Source organism: Paenibacillus tepidiphilus (assembly GCF_008635795.1).
In the GTDB taxonomy this organism is placed as follows: domain Bacteria; phylum Bacillota; class Bacilli; order Paenibacillales; family Paenibacillaceae; genus Paenibacillus_AQ; species Paenibacillus_AQ tepidiphilus.
On sequence record NZ_VWRQ01000016.1, the window covers coordinates 81420 to 103827 of the forward strand.

Genomic DNA, 22408 nt, shown 5'->3' on the forward strand with positions numbered 1-22408 from the left:
CTGCCCGTAAAGAAAGCTCACTGCTTCACATCGGAATTCATGATAAACCAACGTCCATTTTATGTAGTTCGCACATCGACACCGGCAAAGGCATTCAGGCAGTGCACAGAGAAGGAGATGGGTTGAATACAGCGAATGGACTTTTTTTATCTAAAAATACTTCAATTCTAATTATTAAGAATTTTAGCGGAGGAGTGGGGAACATGCTGCTGAACAAGGAGTCGAGCGGCAGCCGCTGGCGGATACGGCCTGACGGCCAGGATAAAGTATCCGGCAAGCTGCAATATTTGACCGACATGGCTGCCGAAGGGATGCTGACCGGACGGGTGCTGCGCGCTCAGCAGGCCCATGCCCGCATTCTGTCCATCTGTACCGAAGCGGCGCTGGCGGTGCCGGGTGTACATGCGGTGATTACCCATGAGGATGTGCCGGGCCTGAACGGCTTCGGCATCGCTCTGCCGCATCAGCCGGTGTTCTGCTATGACCGTGTGCGCTATACCGGTGATGCCATCGCCGCCGTCGCAGCCGAGAACGATGCCATCGCCGAATACGCCTTGTCGCTGATCCAGGTGGAATACGAGCCGCTGCCGCTGCTGGAGGACGCCGAGGAGGCGATGAAGCCGGAAGCGATCCTGCTGCATGAGGAAGGGAATGTGCTGCATCACACGGAGTACCGCCGGGGCGATCCCGATGAGGCCTTTGGGGCATGCGCGCATGTGGTGGAGGAAACTTACTTCACTCCCCGCCAAATGCATACCTATATGGAAACGGAAGGCGGTCTGTTTATCCCGGAGAGCAATGGCCGGCTTACCGTATATTCAGCCACCCAGCATGGGCTGATGGACCGCAGGCAGCTCTCGCGCATTCTGGCGCTGCCCGAGGAGGACATCCGCGTGGTCTCCAGTCCCATCGGCGGCTCCTTCGGCGGCAAGGATGAGCTGAACGTTCAGCCATACGGGGCGCTTCTGGCCCTGCGGACGCGGCGGCCGGTGCGGCTGCACAACTCACGCTATGAGTCGGTGCGTGCCGGGCTGAAGCGCCATCCGATGAAGATCACGATGAAGACGGGCTGCGACAGCGAGGGGCAGATCGTGGCCCACCGGGTGCGGATCATCTCCGACACCGGAGCTTACGCCACGCTTGGCGCCGAAGTGCTGAATTTCGCCACCGAGCATGTCATCGGCCCCTACCGCATCCCCCATGTGGAGGTGGAGGGCTTCGCCGTTTACACCAATAACGGCGTATCCGGCGAGTTCCGCGGGTTCGGCGGCAACCAGGCGATCTTTGCCCTGGAGGGGCAGGTGGACCGCCTGGCCCAGCAGCTGGGGCTGGACCCGTGGGAGCTGCGCCGCCGCAATCTGCGGCAGTACGGCGACCCCGGGCCGCTGGGCCAGCCAATCGCCCAGACCCATGGAGCAGTCCAGGTCTGGGAGGCGCTGAAGGCATCCCCGCTGCTGCGGGCGGCGGAGGATGGCGGCTGCGAGGGTGAGGGCAGCGACAGCCAGCCGGAGGGGCAGTTGCCCCCCTGGATCGTCACCGGCACCGGCGCTGCACTGGCCATGCACGGTGCAGGTCTTGGCTACGGCATCCCTGATCCGGCCGGAGGGCGGCTAAGCCTGGCGCTGGACGGCAAGATTGAAGCCGTCTTCGGCTATGAGGAATTCGGCCAGGGACTGATCGCCACGATGGAGCAGATGCTGGTCGAGCAGTTCGGCTTCGCCGGAGACGACCTGCGGATCATTATCGGCGATACGGATGTCGTGCCGGACAGCGGCTCCAGCACTGCTTCGCGCTCCACCAGCATGATGTGGATGGCACTGCAGCGGCTGCGGCCGGAGTTCACGGCACAGCTGCTGGAGACGGCGGCAGCGACTACCGGTGAACCAGCCGGGGAGCTGAAGCTCGGGTGCGGCGGCGTTTGGAAGGGCTGCAGCCTGCTCATCTCCTACGCTCAGCTGGCGCGCGGACTGAAGGAGCCGCTGGTCTGCGAGACGAAATTTCAATATCCGACTACACCGCTGCAGAGAGTAGGCGCACATTTCCTCTATACCTACTCTGCCATCGCTGTGCGGGTAGAGCTGAATCTGCTCACCGGGCGGGTGCGCATTACCGACCAGTACCATGCTGTCGCCGCCGGCCCGGTCGCCAATCCCCAGGGCTACCTGGGGCAGATTGAAGGCGGCAGCAGCATGGCAGTAGGCTTCACCTTGTCAGAGGATGCCGTCATGACGGGCGGTGCTTATGTTACCAAGAATATGGATACCTATCTGGTGCCCACGCTCATTGATATGAACGGCCGTATCCAGGTGGAGGCAATCGAGGATCTGCCGGAGCATGACACCTACGGTCCCCGCGGCATCGGGGAGATCGGCTCCGTGCATCTGGCACCGGCTGTGGCCGCCGCGATCTTCCAGGCGGTCCGCAAACGGGTTAACAAGCTGCCGGTCGAGCCGGAGCTGCTGCAGGAGACATTTTTTACTACACAGAAGGCGGTGGGAAGCTATGCCGGATAACTTCAGGCTTGAAGAAATGGGCGAAATGGCGGGCGCAGACATTCCTGCCGGGCCCCTGTATACCTTGAACTGCACTGTCAACGGCAGAGCACTCTCCCTGGAGGTTCCGCCGGGGCGGCGACTGCTCAGCATCCTGCGCGAGGATCTGGAGCTGACCGGCACGAAGCGCTCCTGCGAGATCGGCCGCTGCGGGGCCTGCATGGTGCTGGTGGATGGCCGACCGGTTAACGCCTGCCTCACCATGGCTTACCAGTGCGGGGGCGCCGAGATTACGACTATAGAGGGTCTTGGCGAAGCGGGACTGCATCCGGTGCAGCGCGCTTTTCTGGAGGAAGGCGGCTTTCAGTGCGGCTATTGTACACCGGGGATGGTCATCTCGGTTGTCGGTCTGCTGCGGGAGAATCCATCGCCGGCCCAGGAAGATATTGAAGAGGCGTTATCGGGCAATATTTGCCGCTGTACCGGATACGGTGGCATTATGCGCGCAGTAAACAAAGCGATTGAAAGCGGGGTGTCGCCATGACGGCAAGTGATCAAACCATTGCTCTAAAAGAACTCAACACCATGAGTGAAGACCAGTTTACAGCGGCGCTTGGCGGAATCTTCGAGCATTCGCCGTGGGTTGCCAGAGGCACTTATGCGCTTTTGCCTGCGGAGTCGGTGGAGCAGCTGCACCGGATGATGCTGGATACGGCGCGCGGTGCAGAGGAGAGCCGGATCACCGAGCTGCTGCGGGCACATCCCGATCTGGCCACCCGTATGCAGGTGACGCCGCTGTCGGCGGCGGAGCAGCAGGGAGCCGGGCTGGACCGGCTGACGCCGGAGGAGTTCGCGTACCTGACGGAGATGAATTCAGAGTATACTCGGAAATTCGGCTTTCCCTTTATCCTTGCCGTACGGGGCAAGACCAAGGACGATATTATCGCCGCCATCGGCACAAGAGTGAACCATTCCTATGAAGTGGAGCGGGAGCAGGCATTGACCGAGATCGGCCGGATTACCCGTTTCCGGTTGTTCGACTTGGTCAGGGAGGATTAACGAATTTTGCGCAAGCTTCAACATAATTTTTGACAAAAAGAACAGGAGGTGCCGGATATGCTCATACGAGCAAATCATTATGGGCAAGCACTGTCAATCTGGATGAGCGGCGGAATCGCCCGGCCCTTGACTGCTGCCGGTTACTCCGCGATCAGGGCGGAAGCCGGCCTGCAGAGTGCAGACGGCTGCTTCATCCATAGCATTCAGGGAGTCCGGCCATGAGCGGGTGTCTGACCACCCATGTGCTGGATTTGGCGCGGGGCATACCCGCAGCGGGTATGGCGGTCCAGCTATGGAGCGTCTCCGGCGGTGCAAGCCGCCTGCTTCTCACAGCGGTGACCAACAGCGATGGAAGACTCGACCAGCCGCTGCTTGAAGGCGAAGCGGTTGTACCGGGTGCATATGAACTGCTGTTTCAGGCAGGCGATTATTTTCGCGCCAGCGGGTGCGGTGGGGTGACCGGCGGAGACGGGGGCTTGTTTCTAGATGAAATACCGATCCGCTTCCATATTACGGATTCCGGGGCGCATTATCATGTTCCGCTGCTGGTGGCTCCGGGCGGGTACAGCACATACCGCGGAAGCTGAAGGCTTGTGAAGGAAGTAAGCACGAAGAATAGTGGAAGGGCGGAGGTGGCGGAGCTATGAGGGATTCATACGAGCTTATTGTCAAAAATGGGGATGTGGTGCTCCCCGGTGAAGTGCGGAGGCTGGACATCGGCGTGCGCGGCGGCGTCATTGCCGCACTTGAACCATCGCTTTCGGAAGAGGGGGCTGCCCGCGTCATCGATGCAGCCGGACACTATGTGCTTCCGGGCATGATCGATATGCATGTCCACTTCAATGAACCGGCCATGGGCCATTGGGAAGGCTTCCGCAGCGGTTCGGCGGCGCTTGCGGCCGGCGGCTGCACCTGTTATGCGGATATGCCGCTGAACGGGAATCCGCCGACGGTGAATCTGGCGGCGCTGGAGCTCAAGAGCGCGGCGGCGTCCGGGCAATCGGCCGTGGATTATACGCTGTGGGGCGGGCTCGTGCCCGGGAATCTGGACGATCTGGAGGCACTGGCATCCGCTGGTGTCATCGGCTTCAAAGCCTTCATCTCAAACCCCGGCGGGGAGGGAGAAGGACGGTTTCGGGAAGTGGATGACGATACCCTGTATCAAGGGATGAAGCGGATCGCCTCCTTCGGAGGCATCCTCGCCCTGCATGCCGAGAGCGAAGCAATGACCGCAGCGCTTGCGGCTGAAGCAGTGCGCAGCGGGAAGAACGGCGCGCGGGATTTCGCCGCCTCGCGCCCGCCGGAAGCTGAGCTTGAGGCGGTGGAGCGGGCGCTGTTCTATGCGGAACGGACCGGCTGCCGCCTGCATTTCGTGCATATCAGCACGGCGGAGGCCATCGAGCGGATTCATGCCGCCAGGCTGCGCGGCCTTGATGTGACGGCGGAGACCTGCCCGCATTATTTGCTGCTGACTGAGGACAGCATGGCAGAGCTGGGTCCGGTGGCCAAATGCGCGCCTCCGCTGCGCAGCAAGGCGGAGCAGGAGAAGCTGTGGGAGGTGCTGGCGGCAGGCAAAATCGACTTCGTCGCATCCGATCACTCCCCGTGTCCGAGCGAGCTGAAGCTGGCGGACGGCCTCAGCTTCATGGAGGCCTGGGGCGGCATCTCCGGCGCCCAGAGCAGTCTGGAGCTGCTGTTCCACGAAGGCGTCCGTAAGCGCGGGCTTCCGGTCACCCGGATTGCGGCGCTGCTGGCGGAGCAGCCGGCGCGGCGCTTCGGGCTGGACCGGCGCAAAGGCGCAATCTCCCCCGGACTTGATGCCGACCTGGTGCTGCTCCATCCGGACTATTCGTATACCTTAGAGGCAGAAGATTTGCTCTACCGCCATAAACACAGTCCATATACCGGCTTGACCTTATCCTGCAAGGTGACGGCGACGATCAGCCGCGGCAAGCTTATCTATACCGCCGAAGACGGCATTCTGGACGGAAGCGGCGGACAATGGCTGCAGCTGCGCGAAGGGCAGCCGGTGTTATGAGCAAGGTGAAGCTGCAGGCTCCGGCTACGGAAATGCTCTTGCTGCTCGAGGAACTGGCGGTCTTCAGCGCTCCCGGCCCCGGGGTGACCCGGCTGCTGTACACGCCGGAGTGGAAGGGGGCCCAGCATTTTCTGCAGGAGAAGATGGCTGCGGCCGGCCTGGAGACCAGGATGGATGGAGTGGGGAATGTCTATGGCAGGTTACCCGGCAGAGAAGCGCATGATAAAGTAATCTTGACCGGATCGCATATAGATACTGTCGTCCACGGCGGTAAATATGACGGCGCCTATGGTGTAGCTGCCGCGATTACCGCGCTTGGGTATCTGCGGGAGACCTGCGGCCAGCCGCGGCGGACGCTGGAGGCTGTCTCCTTCTGCGAGGAGGAGGGAAGCCGCTTTCCGCTGACATTTTGGGGATCGGGCCATGTCACGGGACATTATGACGGCGGTGAAGCGGCGGACTGTGCCGACCGTGACGGCATGACGCTGCGGGCGGCGATGGCCGCCTGCGGTTATCCCGCTTCCGGAGCTGCGGCGCTGCGGGAGGATATCGGCGCTTACGTGGAGCTGCACATTGAGCAGGGCATCGTGCTGGAACGGGCAGCGCAGCAAATCGGCGTGGTGCAGGCCATCGCCGGTCAGCGCCGGTATACCGCCCGCGTCGGGGGCGCTGCCAATCATGCCGGCACGACGCCGATGGGCCTGCGGCGCGACGCGCTGGCCGGAGCGGCGGAGATGCTGCTGTGGCTGGAGCGCGCCGCGCAGGACGCCGGCGACCCGCTGGTAGCCACGGCCGGCCGGCTTGAGACCTATCCCGGCACACCGAATGTCATCCCGGGCGAAGTACGGTTCACCCTGGATATCCGGCACAGCGAGGCCGGGATGCTGGAGCAGTTCTGTCAGGCTGCTGCAGCGGCCTGTGGCGGAATTGCCCGGCGGCGCGGGCTGACGTTCGCGCTGGAGGAGACGCTGGCCACGGCTCCGGCCCCGATGGACCGGGAACTGGCCGAGCGCCTGGAGCAGCTCTGCAGCGAGCAGGGCCTTACCCACCACCGCATGGTCAGCGGGGCGGGACATGATGCCCAGCTGTTCGCGCCGCGCTGCCCGGCGGCCATGCTCTTTGTGCCGAGCCGGGGCGGCGTCAGCCATGCCCCGGAGGAATACAGCTCGCCGGAGGAGCTGGCGGCCGGACTGAATATTTTGACCGCGCTATTATACGAACTTGCTTATCTGTAGAACTGAACCTGTAGGGAGAGATGATTCATGAAGCGGTACGAAGATTTGTCGCCGTCCTTGCGGTGCATTATGACCCCGGGGCCGGTAGAGGTTGATCCGCGTGTGCTGCGGGCGATGTCTTTTCCGGTGCTTGGGCAGTTTGATCCTGAATTCACCGATATTATGAATGAAACCATGGCGATGCTGCGTAAGCTGTTCGTGACGGAGAATCAGTGGGCTTATCCGGTGGATGGAACCTCGCGTTCAGGCATTGAGGCGCTGATGGTCAGCCTGATTGCCCCGGGCGACCGGGTGCTGGTCCCGATCTTTGGCCGCTTCGGCCATTTGCTGCATGAAATTGCCGAGCGCTGCGGCGCCGAGGTGTTCACGATTGAGACGGCCTGGGGCGGCATTTTTGACCCGGAAGAGGTAATTGCCGCGATCAGGAACGTACAGCCTGATGTGGTGGCCATTGTTCACGGCGAGACCTCTACAGGCCGGGTGCAGCCGCTGGCGGAGATCGGCAGGGCTTGCCGGGAAGCTGATGCTCTCTTGATTGTCGATGCCGTAGCAACCATAGGCGGTGTGCCGGTGAAGACGGATGCCTGGATGCTGGACGCGGTGGTCGGCGGGACGCAGAAATGTCTCTCTATTCCATCCGGGATGGCACCTGTGACTTATAATGCCCGGGCCGAGGCAAAGCTGCTGAAGCGTAAGCAAGTGGAACGCGGGCTTCGCACCGAAGATACAGCTCATGAGCTGCCAGTGGTGCGCAGCAATTATCTGGATCTCGGAATGCTTCAGGATTACTGGAGCCCGCAGCGTCTTAATCACCATACGGAGATGACCTCCATGCTGTATGCGCTGCGCGAAGGCCTGCGGCTGGTGCTGGAGGAGGGGCTGGAGGCGCGTCATGCAAGACACGCACTGCATGAACGGGCGCTGGTGGCCGGGCTCACGGCCATGGGGCTGCAGCTGTACGGCGATCCGGCCAGCAAGCTGACGGTGGTCACCTGTGTACTGATTCCGGAAGGCATCGACGGTGAAGCGGTGCGGACGATGCTGCTGCAGCATTTCGGCATTGAGATTGCCAGCTCCTTCGGTCCGCTCAAAGGCAAAATCTGGCGCATCGGCACAATGGGCTACAGCTGCCGCGAGAATAATGTGCTGCGCCTGCTCGGGGCGCTTGAAGCGGTGCTGCTGCGGCAAGGCTGCAAGCTGCCGTGCGGGCCCGGCGTGCAGGCTGCACTTGACGTATATGAGCAAAACGTTAGATAATCGCTGTTAATGCGGCAGTCAGCGGAGCGGCTGGAAGGCCAGTGTTATCCGGAGAAGGCGGCAATCCGGCAGTGTTCAACGAGAGACGGCTGGCGCCCTGCGGGGCGGGGCCGTTTTTCTTAAATATGCGGCCATAAAAAATAGGAATATAAAGTGCCGACTGCAGGCATCCCGGATGTAACAAGCCGGTTGGCCGGCTTATGAAGGATTCCTGACGCAAAGCTATCCGGGCCATCTTGCCGCACAAGCTATACACGATACTGCGAGGGGAGTGGGATTCATGAAGTTTGCAAGAAAACCGCTGTCCGACTGCGTGCCGGCGCTGGTCGCCACTGCGCGCGGCGATCTGCCGGCAACGCTGGTCATCACCGGGGGGAAACTGGTTAATGTAGTGTCCGGCGAAATTCTGGAGGGCATGTCGGTTGCGGTTCAAGGCGAACGTATTGCCTATGTCGGAAAGGATGTGTCCCACACAATCGGGGAGGACACCCGGGTCATCGACGCGGCGGGCCGTTATATTGCGCCCGGTCTGCTTGACGGGCACTGCCACATTGAGAGCACGCAGCTGACGGTCAGCGAGTTCGCCCGCGCCGTGCTGCCGCTGGGCACGACCGGCGGGTTCTTCGACGCGCATGAGATCGCGAATGTATTCGGGCTCAAGGGAATCCGGCTGATGCTGGAAGAGATGCGCGGCACACCGCTCGCCGCTTACATGCAGGTGGCTTCCTGCGTGCCTTCGGCCGGTCCGGACATCGAGACGACCGGCGCGTCCATCGGACCCGAGGAAGTGGCCGAGGCCTATACCTGGGGCGAGGATGTTATCGCACTCGGCGAAGTGATGAATTTCCCGGGCGTTGTGTACGGCGACGAGAAGATGCTGGGCGAAATTCAGGCGACGCTGCGTGCCGGCCGCTATGTGGATGGGCATTTCACCTGGCCGGCCGACGATTGGCGCCTGCCGGTCTATGCTGCCGCAGGTGTAACGGGCGACCATGAATGTGTGACGGCCGAGGATGTCATGGAGCGCGTACGGCTCGGCATGTATGCCAAGATGCGCCGCGGCTCCGCCTGGCACGATGTGGCCAAGACGATTACGGCCCATACCGAGCATGGCCTGGATACGCGCCGGATGCTGCTGGTGACCGACGACCGCAGCTCGGAATCGCTGCGCGACGAAGGCCATATGGACTTCGTGGTGCGCCATGCCATTGCCCAGGGCGTGAAGCCGGTGACGGCCTTCCAGATGGCGACGATCAACACGGCGGAGCGCTTTGGCGTCGCCCGCGACATCGGTTCGATTACGCCAGGCTCCTGTGCCGATATCATTCTGCTGGACGGGAACCTGGCCGATGTCCAAGTGGCGATGACCATTGCCGCAGGTGTGGTCGTAGCCGAGAACGGCCAGATGACGGCAGAGCTTCCGGCCTATACGTATCCGCAGGAAGTGCTGGCCTCCGTGCATTTGCGTGAGCTGCCGACCGCTGCGGATTTTATCATTCCTGCTCCCGTGGACTCCGGTACGGTAGCCACCCGCGTCATCAAAGTCATCGAGAATCATGTCGATACCGAGGAACTGATTCTGGAGCTGCCGGTCCGGGAGGGCCGGCTTGTGGTTGAGGGCACCTTGAGCAAAATCGCCGTCTTCGAGCGGCACAAAGCCACCGGCAACAAATCTGTCGGTGTAGTGGAAGGCATCGGCTTCCGCGAGCCGGCCGCGATTGCCATGACCGTGGCCCATGACAGCCACAATGTGCTGGTTATCGGCAACGACGATGAGCTGATGGCCCGGGCGGCGGGAGCTGTCGCGACGGCGCAGGGCGGGGTTGCTGTCCTCACCGGCTCCGGCACGGTGCTGTTCCCGCTGGCCATCGCCGGGCTGATGTCCGCCGAGCCGTTCGAGGTGGCGGCCGCCCAATCGGCTGCGGTCAGCAAGGCACTCTATGACGCCGGCTGTACGCTTAACTACGCCTTTATGACCTTGTCATTGCTCGCGCTGGCCGTCATTCCGGCCTTGCGCATCTCCGACAAGGGACTGGTGCGGATCTCCGCCGGAGGCATTGAGCTGGTTTCCTTATTTGCCTGAATAGTAGATCCGTCTGAGTTGCCCGCTCCGCCTGAGCTGCCTGGCCGGCATCCCACCATTTGGCGCAGCTTATAACGATTCAAGAAGAGTGCCTTCGGCCGTTGCGGCTTGGAGGCACTCTTTATTATGCGGACGGGATTCTGTATAGCTTCATTTACCCACGACTCCTGATAGACGATCCGGCCTTTATGGTTGGCAAAGACGCCGATGCCCGGTGAAAGATCATTAAATGTTTAAAAAAAAATCCTTCAGCCGCATATGGTTCCCCATTGTATTTGTCATTTCCCCCTTCAGTCCACAGGGTTAGCTCCCTTGATTCCTCAAGCATTTCCACACAAAACCGGCTGCTTTCCTGCCGAAATATGCTGAAAAGGTTACAGTTTTGACATAATGGGCATAATATTAACCAATTCATCACAATTTGAAACGGAATTTTATAAAATTTTAATAAAAAACATTAACAAACCTTCTGAAATAGACGATAATACTGTTAAATTCATTAATACTCGTCTAACAGGATAATTTACGGGCAAATAATAGAAAGACCAAATATGAGGAACGGGGTGGATGAGATGATAAGACTCGACACAAAGACCATTGTGGACATTACGATGAAGCAGATCACCGGGATATTCAAAATGGAACCGCTGGAGCTGAGATTCGTCAACGATTTTCAGGGTGAACAGTATCTGTTGACCAATGACAAGCTGCATCTCAGCAACCAGCAATACTGGGCTAAAGTAATGGATTGCGTATTCGAAAATCATGTCAGACCGGTTCTGATGTGCGAGGTGCTTTATTTTCTCCGCAACGAGTTCCTGGAGAGTGACATTAAGCTGACGTTCTCCTACGATTTCGCAGAAGGGGCGAATGGAGCAGCTAGCGCGACGGCCGAGGTGCACTTCAATGATACGCCTGATCTCCAGCCGGGCGAAATTGCCGAGCTGATTGATCTGGCCTTGACTCTTCAGGACCGCCAATGGTTCGAGGAATTGACTGCTAAATATAAGCAATTGACTGCATAATCACGCCTGTGAGCAGGAAAAAGCCTGTGAAATATAAACCGCCTTGTCCACTGTTGTGTGTGGACAGGCGGTTTTTTGTTAAGAGATTAGAAATTATATCTTCCAGGAGCCGTCCGTAGTAGTACGTTATAACAGTCCTCATCAGGTGCCCCGGCTTAGTCTTCGAGCCAGCCCTGAGCGTTCACTGCTACAAGCCGGGCGAGAAAGTCCAGCCACTCGGCGCCCGCATTCAGACACGGGGCAGCGTGTAATTGTCCGGCGTTGCCGCCGCCGGCAGCGAAATGCTCACGGCCTTCCACGGCTAGCTCATGCAGGGTCTCAAGGCAATCCGTTACAAGCCCTGGAGAGAAGATCAGCGGTCTCCGGATTCCGCGTCCGTGAAGTCCCTTCAACACTTCCTCCGTAGAGGGGCCGAGCCATTCTTCACGTCCGAACCGCGATTGGTAGGTGAGGCTCCACTGGTCTTCCCGCCAGTCCATGGCTTCCGCCAGCAGGCGGCAGGTCTCCTCGCACTGGCCCGGGTAAGGGTCGCCCGTCTGCGCATAGCGGCGGGGGATGCCGTGAAAGCTCAGCACGATATGATCCGGCTCTTCTTCGAGTCCCTCAAGACAGCGGAGCAGATGCGCTTTCAGGGCGGCGATATAGCCCGGAGCCCGGTAATAGGCATCCACGAAGCGCAGTGCCGGCACAAATCGCTTGCTGACCGGCCCCCGCGCCGAGCGGCGTCCCAGCGCAGCGAAGCTGGCGGCGTCATAGACCGAGGCTGTCGTGGTGGACGAGTACTGCGGGAACAACGGCACAACAATAATCCGCGTCGCTCCGGCGGCCTCCAGCCGGTTCATCGCCGCGGCCATGTCCGGCTCGCTGTAGGCTAGTCCCAGCTCCACCTGATACCGGCTGCCGAGCAGGTGCTGCAGGCCGGCCTGCTGGGTGCGGGAATGATGCAGCAGCGGTGAGCCTTCAGGCAGCCAGATTTGTTCATATAATCTGGCGGAGCGGCGGGGCCGGACGCGCAGAACAATGCCGCGCAGCAGCGGCTGCCACAGCAGCGGCGGATAATCAATGATTCGCCGGTCAGAGAGAAATCTCCGCAGATAGGGGCGAACTTCCTTGGCGTCAGGGGCTGCCGGGGTTCCGATTTGGGCGAGTATGACTCCGATAGGCGGTTGTTTCATCCACAAATGGCTCCTTTGCTAATCATGACATCGTTATAAAATATCATGAATCTTCCTTTCCTCACAGTGTCTGGAATCACACGAGAAGGATACGCAGGCGAAAACATGAGGAGGAACGAGCTGATACAAATATTTTTTTGAGGTAAACCGCCCAAAAGTGATGTTTCTTATAGGGTATGTGATTTTATATACAGATAATAATATTACGATTTTGATACCATCAATCCAGAAATTGCCGCGAATAGACTAACGTCCTCTACTTTTGTGAATTTATTCACCTTTTTATGTGAATTCTTTCACCTTTTATCCAATCAAAATCCATTAGCTCTACTGGGGAACGGGGAAGGGTCGCGCAGGAACGGAAAGGGGGAGTTGAACATCTTCATGAGGAAACGGGAGTTGCCTCATAAGAATTAGCAGCGACTGCATGCAAGATCAGTTTAAAGAGCTACATACTACTGGGGATACGGTAAAGGAGAATACGCATTGAAAAAATTAATCACTTTGACTGTCAGCGCGGCCTTGCTGCTTGCGCCATTTGCGTACACAATTAACGCACCATCGCTTCATTTGAAAGTCGATGCAGTGTCGGCCGCTTCGGAGGAAGCACCGGCAGCGACAGCCAAACCGGCGGCGACTCCGAAGGCAACCGCCAAACCGACTGCGAAGCCGACGCCGAAAGCGACAGCCAAGCCTGCTGCCACACCGAAGGCAACCGCCAAACCGGCCGCAACGCCGAAGGCAACCGCCAAGCCGGCTGCAACGCCGAAGGCAACCGCCAAGCCGGCTGCAACGCCGAAGGCAACCGCTAAGCCGGCTGCCACTGCCAAGCCGGCAGCAACCGCCAAACCGACTGCGAAACCTGTGACCGTTAAAGAGAGCGTATATAAAGACGGGGTTTACACGGCTTACGGCAATGCCTATTCCAAAGGCACCGAAGGCGCGAAGGTAACCATTAAAGACGGCAAGATCGCCGATATCGAGCTGCTCAGAACCAGTCCGAAGCTGATCGACCGAAATGCCCGCGATAACTACAGCGGCATCTGGAAAGCTTACGAGCTGATGAAGGACAGACTTCTCGGCAAGACCAGAGACGGCGCTGCTGCAGTGGATGCCGTATCCGGTGCAACCCGCACCAGCAACGGCTGGAAGCTGTCGGTAGACCGGGCGTTCCAGAGAGCGCTGGCCGAGAAACCGGCTGATGCCCTTTATTTCCCGGGCGACCACATGGGCGTTGACCCTGAAGGCAAATACGCCGTGTTCAACAGCTATGACGGCGCTGCCCTGACAGCGGTGAAGGTGTATCCGTTAACGGCAAACGGCGACTTTGTCGACGAGAAGACCTACACTGCGGAGCAAACCGCATTTGTTGCAGCCATCACGCCGGCACTTCTTGCGCATGGTACGGAAGCGCTGCCTGTAACAGGCTTCGAGCTCGAAACCAAAGCCGCGATCAACGCCTTCTGGGATGCCGAGCAAAACGCCAGCATCAACAACACTTCCGCTTACATTGACGGCTTCTACTCCTCCTATGGCACTGCCAGAAGCGTTGGCGTAGAGAGAGCGGACATCATTATCCGCAACGGCAAGCTGGTGGATGTGAAGCTGTACAGACTGGGCAACAACCTGATCGACAGAGGCGCAACCGCCTATGCCGATGTAGTTAAAGCCAATGCGCCAATGACAGCGAAGCTGCTGGTCAACGGTTCATATATCGCGAATTATGAAGAAACGGTAGACGGCATTTCCGGGGCTACCGAAAGCAGCCACGGCTGGAACCAGGCAGTGGAAAGAGCTTATGAGAAAGCGCTGAAAGTAAAATCCGCCGGACAGTATTTCGAAGGCAAATTCATGGGTGTGGATAACCAGTCTAAAGTGATGCTTCTCGTGGACATTGCTGCCGATCAAGTTACCGGCATCAAGCTGAGCCTGTTCGGAGCGGACGGCAAGCTGATCGCCGACGACAAGCTGACAGCAGAGCAGAAGACCCTGGTTGAACAACTGACGCAAGGCCTGCTGGCAAAAGGCGTGCAGGCAGCAGACGTTGCCGGCCAGGAAGCCGTGTCCGCCGCTGCCAAAGCGGCTCTGACCGATGCCCTGACCAATGCATCCAAAGTGCAAGGCGCTTATAAAGACGGAACCTTCACCGCCTTCGGCGACGCCTACGACAAAGGCACGAACAGAGCCGACGTAACGCTGCGCAACGGCAAGATTGTTAAGGTTGATCTGTTCCGTGTCGGAATGGATATGGTTGACAGAGGGAAGTCTGCCTATGCAGAAGTAGTTAAAGCCATTCCGCAGCTGACAGCCAGCTTCATGGCTGCAGGCACCAGAGAAGGCGTGCAGCAGGTGGATGCCGTATCCGGAGCTACCAGCAGCAGCGATGCTTTGAAGGCAGCCGTGGACAGAGCTTACGGCAAGGCTGAAATTTCTGAAGCCGATAAAGATGCATATTTTGACGGAATCTTCATTGGAGTCAGCACTGACAAGTCGGTCAACGTTATGGTTAACGTGAAGTACGGTGAGCCGGTGAACATGGTTGTGTACTATCTGGACAGAGATGGCAAAGTGAAGACCTACTCGCAGCTGACGGCTGCCGAGAAGGCGGTTAAGACGGAAATCGAAACGACTTCGAACGGCTACGGTCTGCATAAGTACGGCTATAGACCGGCGGCATTCGGCGACAGCGCGGATGTGAAGAGCATTTCCGCCAAAGCGGTGGAAGCGATCAAGGCTGCACTGGAATCCGCAGGCAAATAATAGTTCTTTCCGTTCAGGGGTATCTTCCGGCAGAATATTCTGCCCGGGGGATATCCCTCTTTTTATACTGTCAAAGCATCTCCGAGGTCCCCAGTAATGGTAGGGTGTTTTCTCGCGGAAGACACATCAGACATAACTTGCGAAAGCTATCGTATAGTAATTAGAAGGGTTTTCGAGGTGGATGTCTAAAGTTTAATATATACAGCACAGGCAGCAGGCCTGACCGTAAATAGGAGGCTCCTACATGACACTTATTAAACAGCTTTCTCCGCAGGATGAATTTACCGGCTTTTATTTATTACGAGAGCTGGCGATCAAGCAGACGAACGGCAATCCTCCAAAGGATTATTTCGATATTGTGCTGGGTGACTCCAGCGGACAGCTCAGCGCGAAATTCTGGGATGTGAGCACAGCCGACAAGGAGACCTTTTTCCCGATGGCACTGGTCAAGGTACGGGGCATCGCTCATTTATACCGCGAGAAGCTGCAGGTCAAAATCACCAAAATCCGCCTGGCGAGTGACGCGGACGGTGTCTCGCTTACGGATTATATCCGTTCGGCGCCGATCCGCCCGGTTGATCTTGTCCATACGATCAAGGCGGCGGCGGCCAGCATCGTGGACAGCGACATCTCCGCGATCGTGGATTTCTGTATCGGCAAGGTGGAGGATAAGCTGATGCATTATCCGGCGGCGAAGACGCATCACCATGCTTATTTTGCCGGACTGGCCTATCATATGGCACGGATGCTGGAGATTGGCGAATTCCTGTGCAGACAGCGCCCGTTCCTGAATCCCGATCTGATGAAAGCGGGCATTATTCTGCATGATATTGCCAAGCCCGAGGAGATGATCTCCGAGTTCGGCATTGTGTCCGATTACAGCGTGCAAGGCAAGCTGATCGGCCATATTTCGCTGGCTGCGAACTGGATTACGGAAGCGGCGATCCGCTGCGGAATTCCTCTGGAATCAGAAAAGGTGCTGAACCTGCAGCACCTGGTGTTGTCGCATCATAATTTGGGGGAATGGGGCAGTCCGGTCCAGCCGCAGACGGCCGAGGCCGTAGCGCTGCATCATATCGATGCGATGGACGCGAAGCTGCAAATGGTCGAAGACGCGCTGGATTCAACGCCGGAGACCGAGGAATGGACGCCGTTTATCCGTGGATTGGAGAATAAGGCGGTTTACCGGACGAAGCTTTAGCCTTGGGCCGCTTCTCCTTCGGCTTCGGTGCAGCTTTGAACGGCGTGTAGCCGCCTGCGTACATCGTTCCGGGCAGATAACCCTGGTGCTGCGCCAGCTGCAGCGGCTGGGTGTGTGACTCCCGCTCCATCAGCTTCAGGAGGATCGAGGCCGCGGCCCGGGCATCCTCCAGGGCGTCATGGTGCCGGAGGGAAATGCCGAAATGCCCGGAGAGCACATTTAATTTATGGGAGGGCAGCTCACTCAGCATTTTTTTGCCCAGCAGGTAGGTACACATATATTGGAAGGAAGGATATCCGATCGCCGCTTCATCCAGGCAGTACCGCAGCACGCTCATGTCGAAAGCGGCATTGTGGGCGATGACGATCTCATCCATCAGCAGCGGCGCCAGCACAGGCCAGAGCTCCCGGAACGTAGGCTGGCCCTTCACCATTGCCGGTGTGATGCCGTGAATGGCGATGTTCATTCCTGAGAAATGCTGCTGCGGGTCGATCAGCCAGACATGCTCCCTTGTGATGATGCCGCCCCTGACCTGGACAAGGCCCAGAGAGCAGGCGCTGGAGCGGCTGGCATTGGCAGTCTCAAAGTCTATTGCTGTAAAGTCCATTGGCTGTAAAGCTCCTTTAATAGATTCTCCTGTAATTGTATAGATAAGAAAAGGATACCACCCTTTTTCAAGGGATAGTATCCTTTTTTTATTTATGAACGATTACAGCAGGTTTGCGGAAGCTCAGTTGCCGGCTTTGCTGCGCAGACGTGCCAGCTCGGCGTCTACGGCGCTGTGCAGTGCAGGATCTAGGGCGGGAGAGACGGATGTCCCGGTCCGCTCAGCCTGGGCTTCCCACTCGCTGATCTTGTCCTCCATCCGCTCGAAGCCGCGGGAGGCCGCTCCTGCGTTGATGACTGGCGCATGTGTTCCGGGATAAGTGACGCTAGACGCGCTCCGGGAGGATGCTTTAACGGCTTCTTCCGCTTTACGTGCCCGCTCCGCCAGTTCAGCCCGCTTTGCTTTCAGGCGCACATGCTCTTCCTTGGCATTCGCAAGATCCGCTTCCAGTGCGGTCAGCGTCTGTCGGGTGCGCTCCAGGTTGGCAGCGGCTTCCTGCGCGCTCTCCGTATACTGCAGCTTCGCCAGCACCGCTGTTCTGGCAGCGGCTTCGTTCCCCTCGGACATTGCTTTCACCGCTCCAGCTTCGCTTGTCTCAGCCTGCACCTGATATTCGGCGATGCGCCGTTCCAGTACGCTGGCTGAAGCCTGCAGCTGCCGCTGCTTGTTCTCGGCGGATTCGATTTTCTCCTCCAGATCACGCAGGTATTGCCCGGTCAGGAGAATAGGATCCTCCAGTTTATTCAGTCCTTCATGGATAGCAGCCTTTGTCAGTGTGGCAAGTCTTTGCAGAATACCCGATTGATTACGCATGGTCATTTCTCCTTTAGGATTAATTAATTGTGGTACTCCCGGCTTCCGGCTTCTTTATATTCGGATTAATAGGTACTGTAAGGGTCGAAGGGGTCATTGAAGCCGCCATAGGTTTCTTTGGGGACGATCAGACTGCCCAGAATATAGAAGAGCAGCACAGAACCGAAGCTGAGCAGCACGGCGGCAACGGCGACCAGCCGGATGATCGAGGCATCGATGTTCAGCCAGCGGGCGAGTCCTCCGCATAAACCGGTGATCTTTTTATCTCTTTCCGAACGGTACAATTTTTTCATTTGCATCTCATCCTCTCATATCAGTTGCATTTCCGTATCTCATGGTTACATTGTATCCCCGGGAGCGGCTCGGCAAAACGGCCTGCGGACGGTTCTTGCATCCCGACCTGAGGCGGGGATGAGTCCGGCAGAAAGGCGGGGATGGACGATGCGGCGGGACGATTTTTACATAGAATGTCATCCTGGGGCATTTGCATTTTACAATCGGGGGGTATAGTGAAGGTATCTCTCTTTCTGCCATATCAGGCTTTAGCCCGCGCCGATGAAATAAACACTTCTATGAAGGGGGAGTTGCCGCATGGGGATTCACAAATATTTTCGCTCACTCAGCGATCTGGAACGGATTATCCGCTGTCCCGGGCGCTTCAAATTTGAAGAGCATAGTGTTGCAGCGCATTCCTGGAAGGTTGTGCAGTATGCCAAAACCTTGGCCGACATTGAGGAACGGCACGGTACCGCCATCGATTGGAAAAAGCTCTACGAGATTACAAGCAGCCATGACTACGGAGAGATTTTTATCGGCGATATCAAGACTCCGGTCAAGCATTCTTCGCTGCAGCTCCGTTCCCTGATTCAACAGGTGGAGGAGGGCATGGTCGATAACTTCATCAAGGAGCATATACCGGATGAGCTGAAGGAGATCTTTTACCAGCAATTAAGGGAAGGCAAGGATGAGTCGGTGGAAGGGCGTATTCTTGAGGTCGCCGACAAGCTGGATCAGGTATATGAGGCATTTGCCGAATTGCAAAGAGGGAACACGGAGAAGGAATTTGTCGTAATGTACCGCAATGCGCTGGTCAAAATAAAGCATATCGATTTGAAATGCGTGGACTATTTCCTGACGGAGATTCTGCCGGATATGGTGAATGAAGAGACGCTTTCCCCGGTGGACATCCGCATGATTACAGAAGAGGCGCTGGCTCAGTAGGAGCTTAGGGCCTCTTTTGCGTTAACTCCATATCTGAAATATTACATTAATAAGCAAAAGGGCTATGCTACAATACAGGTAAAAATTTGAAGGATGGATGTCCGTGCGTTATCTTCATTTACTTCCTGTCTCGAATATCGTGATTTGGCTCAGTGTACTGCTGCTGGTGCTGATCGCGGCCAATTATCTCGTCCCCGCTGCCGCGGTACGGCTGACCGTCCGCAGCTGGAGAGTGACCATACTGGGTATTCTGGCTTCCTTGCTGCTGTTTGTGCTGCTCTTAGGCTTGCTGCTAAATGGCTTGCGTCCCTGGAACAGCCCGCTGCTGCTGGCGCTCCATCTGGTGCTCATTCTGGCCGCCTTTGCCGCCGGGGCCTGGATGCCCAGACTGCTGAGCACTTACCGGTACGGCTGGATTGCGATCCATTTGGTGCTGGGGGCCGGCTTCTTCCTGCTGTTCGGGACGATGCTGATGGAGCATTTGGTGGGCTCCTTTAACGTGAATATGACGAGGAATTATGAAATCGCCTATTATGTTTATGAGCAGGAGCCGCGCGCTTTTTTCACGCTGCTGGGCATCATGGCCTTGCTGTTCTTTGTCTTCGGCGGCCAGTATGTATCCATGGTGTTGAGGCTGTATGCGGACAGAGACGAGGCTCCTGCGGATGTTAATATCAAGCTACAGAACGGTGAAATGCTGGAAGGATTGCAGATTAAGCGGATCGGACTCCGATATGTGGTGGCTGCAGAAGCGAAGGAGAAAGACGGCCGCCGCCCGGCGATTTACCGTATCCCTGTCCACAAAGTGGTCTATATGAGGTCTGCGGACTAATATATATTCTTAAGCGCCGCTTAAACGCAGGAGGTGTTTGGCAGGAAAACAGCATTTTTTGTCGAATTAACCTTAGGTAGGCCGAGTCTTTAGGAACATCATAATACTGGAGGGCTGCCCATGAGCTTTTTTGACAAATTTAAAGCCGGTGTCTCCGAGGCCGGGAACAAAGCGAAGTCCGTCGTAGAAATCAACCGGTTGAAATTGCAGAATAACGGCAAGCAAAATGAAATCGACAAGCTGTATCAGGCAATGGGTAAGCTGCTGTTCGAAACAACGCTGCAGAATGTGCCGCTGGAGAGGTCGGAGTATGCCGGCCATATGGAGCGTGTACTGATCCTGCAGGCCGAAATCGATACCAATCTGCAGCAAATCGCCGAGTTGGGCGATGCCAAGCAATGCCGAAACTGCGGCACCACCGTAGATTCGGATGTCCGTTTCTGTCCGAACTGCGGGGCAACCTTTGGTCCGGCGGCGCAGTTCCAGGAGTAATCGTCGAGTGAAGACCCCGCGCGGGGTCTTTTTTATATATAAGGCTTTCTTGGCTCTTGTCCGCCATGGTTGGGCAGGGGAGAAATCTCGCTTCTATTTGACGGAGGTTATGCTATAATGTTTTGAATCCAAGTTAAAATATGGATACGGTTCATTATTCAGTGATTGGGAAAGGCAGGTACGCTATGAAGCCGGAGTTCTCCCCGATAGGCCTGATCATGTGCATTCTGATTTTGCTGCCCAGCATGGTGTTCTTTTCCTTATTTCCGCCTAAGGGGGGAATGGCGACGGAACCGTCTGTGCATGCGGTGTTTATCTACATGGAGCGTATTGGACAAATGGCAATTCTGCTGGTGCTGATCTTGTTTACAAAGTCCAATTTCTCCGGCCGGCCGATTGATGTTTGGGCGGTGCTGACGGTGATATGTCTGCTGCTGTATTACATCATCTGGGTCCGTTATATTGTCAATGGACAGTATGCAGCGGATTTAACCAATCCGTTCCTGAGCGTTCCGATTCCGCTTGCCGTCTTTCCGGTGTGTGCCTTGCTGTTTGCCGCCATTTGGGGGCATTCGCTGCCGCTGGGGCTCGCTGCGGCGGTCTTCGCCGCCGGACATTTAACGGTGAGCTGGGCAAGTGCGGCCGGAAGCTGAGTCTGACGGGATGAATCATCTATGGACAAAATAGCAAGAGAGGTGCCGGGAGCAGCTCTCTTTTTTTTGCGCACAAAGCAGGAATATTCAATATATATGTGAAATATTTAATATTGTTGTAAATAAAATCACGAGGTGATCACAGTTGAATTCACTGTCATTCATTGAACTGGAACAAGCAGGAGTATCACCCGCCGGTGTCCGGCGGATTGGAGAAGCTGCGGCGCAAATGGTCAGGGACGGAATAACCCCCGCGCAGGTTGTCTTCGCAGCAAGAAGGGGGACGGTGCTTGTTCACCAGGCCGACGGAGTTATCGGGCCCGAGCCGGATGCGGCGGCATTGACCACCGGTGCGTTATATCCGCTCTGTTCGATTACGAAGCTGTTTACAGCTACAGGCATCATGATGCTGGCAGAGCAAGGAAAGCTGGGACTGAACCGGCCGGTCTGCGACTATATTCCCGAGTTCACCGGGGAGGGCAAAGCGGCGGTCCGCATTCATCATTTACTGACGCATACCTCTGGCCTGGATCAGGACACGCTCTACAAGCACCGCAAGATGAAGCAGGAGAACGGAGTGGAATGGCCTCCCTGCGCTCCGGGCCAGGACCCGGATAACCACGATTATCTCTGGGGAGGATACGATGCGCCGCTGAGCGCCCAGCCCGGCACGGTGATGTCCTATTGCGGATACGGCTATGAAGTGCTCGGCGAGATCATCCGGCGTGTCAGCGGACAAGCCTATGAGCAGTATATGGAAGAGGCCCTGTTTGGGCCGCTTGGCATGTCCGATACATACTATCGCGTTCCTCCGGAGCTCCGGCACCGGGTCGTCAGACGGTCCCCGGAGGCGGCCTGTGCAGAGTGGGTGGAGAGCGAGTATCAGCTGAACTCGGTATCGGCGGGCGGAGGCGCCTATTCCACCGCGCGGGATTTGGCCGTATTCGGCCAACTGTTCCTGAACGGCGGGGAGCATAACGGGACCCGGCTGCTTTCGCCAGTGTCGGTCAAGGAGATGACCCGCAACCAGATTCCCGGGGTATCCTCCGCATACCGGGATGAAATTTTTCCGGAGGCCTACTGGGGGTACGGCTGGGCCATCAACGGAAACAAGCGCGACGGCGGCGATCTGTTCTCACCGGAGGCTTATTCCCACTGGGGAGCTGCAGGACCATTCCTCTGTGTAGATCCTGTCTATGAGACGGTGACAGTTCATCTGTCTGTGGAGCTGGATCACCAGAAGCCCTTCAAAAACATGTATGCCGACTATTTTAATAATATGGTGCTGGGTGCTATCACAGAGTTGTAAGCGTTTAATAAAAAATTTTAACTTGTAAACATGGAAGTTAATATAGTGCTGGCGGACCAGTAAAGGGACTCCTGAGGAGTCTCTTTATGCTGTAGTTCTGCATAGTTCGCTATAACCTTCGTTGTTGTTCGACAAACATTTGCAATTATTTACACT

General features: G+C 57.3%; 21 protein-coding genes. 17 read left to right on the top strand and 4 right to left on the bottom strand.

Features of this window, described 5'->3' with window-relative positions; translation table 11 throughout:
- The first annotated feature begins 203 nt into the window (after positions 1–203).
- From pucD to F1379_RS19930, 10 genes are all read left to right on the top strand, one after another.
- Positions 204–2513, top strand: coding sequence for a xanthine dehydrogenase subunit D (gene pucD / locus F1379_RS19890; RefSeq protein WP_150273063.1), 2310 nt, complete (start codon positions 204–206; stop codon positions 2511–2513).
- 25 nt (positions 2514–2538) lie between these two features.
- Positions 2539–3036, top strand: a complete 498-nt coding sequence (locus tag F1379_RS19895; protein WP_420850517.1) for a (2Fe-2S)-binding protein — start codon at positions 2539–2541, stop codon at positions 3034–3036.
- Positions 3033–3551, top strand: a complete 519-nt coding sequence (gene uraD, locus F1379_RS19900) for a 2-oxo-4-hydroxy-4-carboxy-5-ureidoimidazoline decarboxylase (RefSeq protein WP_150273065.1) — start codon at positions 3033–3035, stop codon at positions 3549–3551. The genes F1379_RS19895 and uraD overlap by 4 nt, the downstream gene beginning before the upstream one ends.
- Positions 3552–3608: 57 nt before the next feature.
- Complete coding sequence (locus tag F1379_RS29815; RefSeq protein WP_162551222.1) at positions 3609–3773, top strand: hypothetical protein; 165 nt, start codon at positions 3609–3611, stop codon at positions 3771–3773.
- Positions 3770–4138 carry a hydroxyisourate hydrolase gene (gene uraH / locus F1379_RS19905; protein WP_150273067.1) on the top strand — a complete coding sequence of 123 codons (369 nt, stop codon included), beginning with the start codon at positions 3770–3772 and terminating at the stop codon, positions 4136–4138. The genes F1379_RS29815 and uraH overlap by 4 nt, the downstream gene beginning before the upstream one ends.
- A gap of 56 nt (positions 4139–4194) precedes the next feature.
- Positions 4195–5589, top strand: coding sequence for an allantoinase AllB (gene allB, locus F1379_RS19910; protein ID WP_150273069.1), 1395 nt, complete (start codon positions 4195–4197; stop codon positions 5587–5589).
- Positions 5586–6824: a Zn-dependent hydrolase gene (locus tag F1379_RS19915; protein WP_150273071.1), complete on the top strand. Its 1239-nt coding sequence runs from the start codon at positions 5586–5588 to the stop codon at positions 6822–6824. The genes allB and F1379_RS19915 overlap by 4 nt, the downstream gene beginning before the upstream one ends.
- A gap of 27 nt (positions 6825–6851) precedes the next feature.
- Entirely contained in the window at positions 6852–8081 is a 1230-nt protein-coding gene (locus F1379_RS19920; RefSeq protein WP_150273073.1) for a pyridoxal-phosphate-dependent aminotransferase family protein, read from the top strand.
- Positions 8082–8361: 280 nt separating this feature from the next.
- Complete coding sequence (locus tag F1379_RS19925; RefSeq protein ID WP_150273075.1) at positions 8362–10164, top strand: adenine deaminase; 1803 nt, start codon at positions 8362–8364, stop codon at positions 10162–10164.
- A 572-nt stretch (positions 10165–10736) separates the two neighbouring features.
- The gene (locus F1379_RS19930; RefSeq protein ID WP_150273179.1) at positions 10737–11189 is read left to right on the top strand and encodes an IDEAL domain-containing protein; all 453 of its coding nucleotides are present in this window, start codon (positions 10737–10739) and stop codon (positions 11187–11189) included.
- 155 nt (positions 11190–11344) lie between these two features.
- Here the strand turns inward: F1379_RS19930 and hemH are convergent, their stop codons facing one another.
- The gene (hemH, locus tag F1379_RS19935; RefSeq protein ID WP_150273077.1) at positions 11345–12364 is read right to left on the bottom strand and encodes a ferrochelatase; all 1020 of its coding nucleotides are present in this window, start codon (positions 12362–12364) and stop codon (positions 11345–11347) included.
- A gap of 486 nt (positions 12365–12850) precedes the next feature.
- On the opposite strand from hemH, the gene F1379_RS19940 reads away from it, so the two are divergent.
- Both F1379_RS19940 and F1379_RS19945 read left to right on the top strand, forming a co-directional pair.
- Positions 12851–15124, top strand: a complete 2274-nt coding sequence (locus F1379_RS19940) for an FMN-binding protein (RefSeq protein WP_150273080.1) — start codon at positions 12851–12853, stop codon at positions 15122–15124.
- Between the two features lie 244 nt (positions 15125–15368).
- Complete coding sequence (locus F1379_RS19945) at positions 15369–16325, top strand: 3'-5' exoribonuclease YhaM family protein (protein ID WP_150273082.1); 957 nt, start codon at positions 15369–15371, stop codon at positions 16323–16325.
- On the opposite strand, the gene F1379_RS19950 is transcribed toward F1379_RS19945, so the two are convergent.
- The 3 genes from F1379_RS19950 to F1379_RS19960 form a co-directional block, all read right to left on the bottom strand.
- The gene (locus tag F1379_RS19950) at positions 16279–16932 is read right to left on the bottom strand and encodes a 3'-5' exonuclease (protein ID WP_150273084.1); all 654 of its coding nucleotides are present in this window, start codon (positions 16930–16932) and stop codon (positions 16279–16281) included. The genes F1379_RS19945 and F1379_RS19950 overlap by 47 nt on opposite strands.
- Before the next feature lie 123 nt (positions 16933–17055).
- A complete protein-coding gene (locus F1379_RS19955; RefSeq protein ID WP_162551223.1) occupies positions 17056–17745 on the bottom strand; it encodes a PspA/IM30 family protein in 690 nt (229 codons plus the stop codon).
- Positions 17746–17810: 65 nt separating this feature from the next.
- Positions 17811–18038 carry a PspC domain-containing protein gene (locus F1379_RS19960; RefSeq protein WP_150273089.1) on the bottom strand — a complete coding sequence of 76 codons (228 nt, stop codon included), beginning with the start codon at positions 18036–18038 and terminating at the stop codon, positions 17811–17813.
- 298 nt (positions 18039–18336) lie between these two features.
- On the opposite strand from F1379_RS19960, the gene F1379_RS19965 reads away from it, so the two are divergent.
- The 5 genes from F1379_RS19965 (at position 18337) to F1379_RS19985 (ending at position 22252) form a co-directional block, all read left to right on the top strand.
- The gene (locus F1379_RS19965; protein WP_150273091.1) at positions 18337–18966 is read left to right on the top strand and encodes a YfbR-like 5'-deoxynucleotidase; all 630 of its coding nucleotides are present in this window, start codon (positions 18337–18339) and stop codon (positions 18964–18966) included.
- A 103-nt stretch (positions 18967–19069) separates the two neighbouring features.
- Positions 19070–19798, top strand: a complete 729-nt coding sequence (locus F1379_RS19970) for a hypothetical protein (protein WP_150273093.1) — start codon at positions 19070–19072, stop codon at positions 19796–19798.
- 120 nt (positions 19799–19918) lie between these two features.
- On the top strand, positions 19919–20290 hold the full coding sequence (locus F1379_RS19975; protein ID WP_150273095.1) for a zinc ribbon domain-containing protein: 372 nt from the start codon (positions 19919–19921) through the stop codon (positions 20288–20290).
- A 281-nt stretch (positions 20291–20571) separates the two neighbouring features.
- On the top strand, positions 20572–20943 hold the full coding sequence (locus tag F1379_RS19980) for a hypothetical protein (protein WP_150273097.1): 372 nt from the start codon (positions 20572–20574) through the stop codon (positions 20941–20943).
- 145 nt (positions 20944–21088) lie between these two features.
- Positions 21089–22252 carry a serine hydrolase domain-containing protein gene (locus F1379_RS19985; RefSeq protein WP_150273099.1) on the top strand — a complete coding sequence of 388 codons (1164 nt, stop codon included), beginning with the start codon at positions 21089–21091 and terminating at the stop codon, positions 22250–22252.
- The last annotated feature ends 156 nt before the right edge of the window (positions 22253–22408 follow it).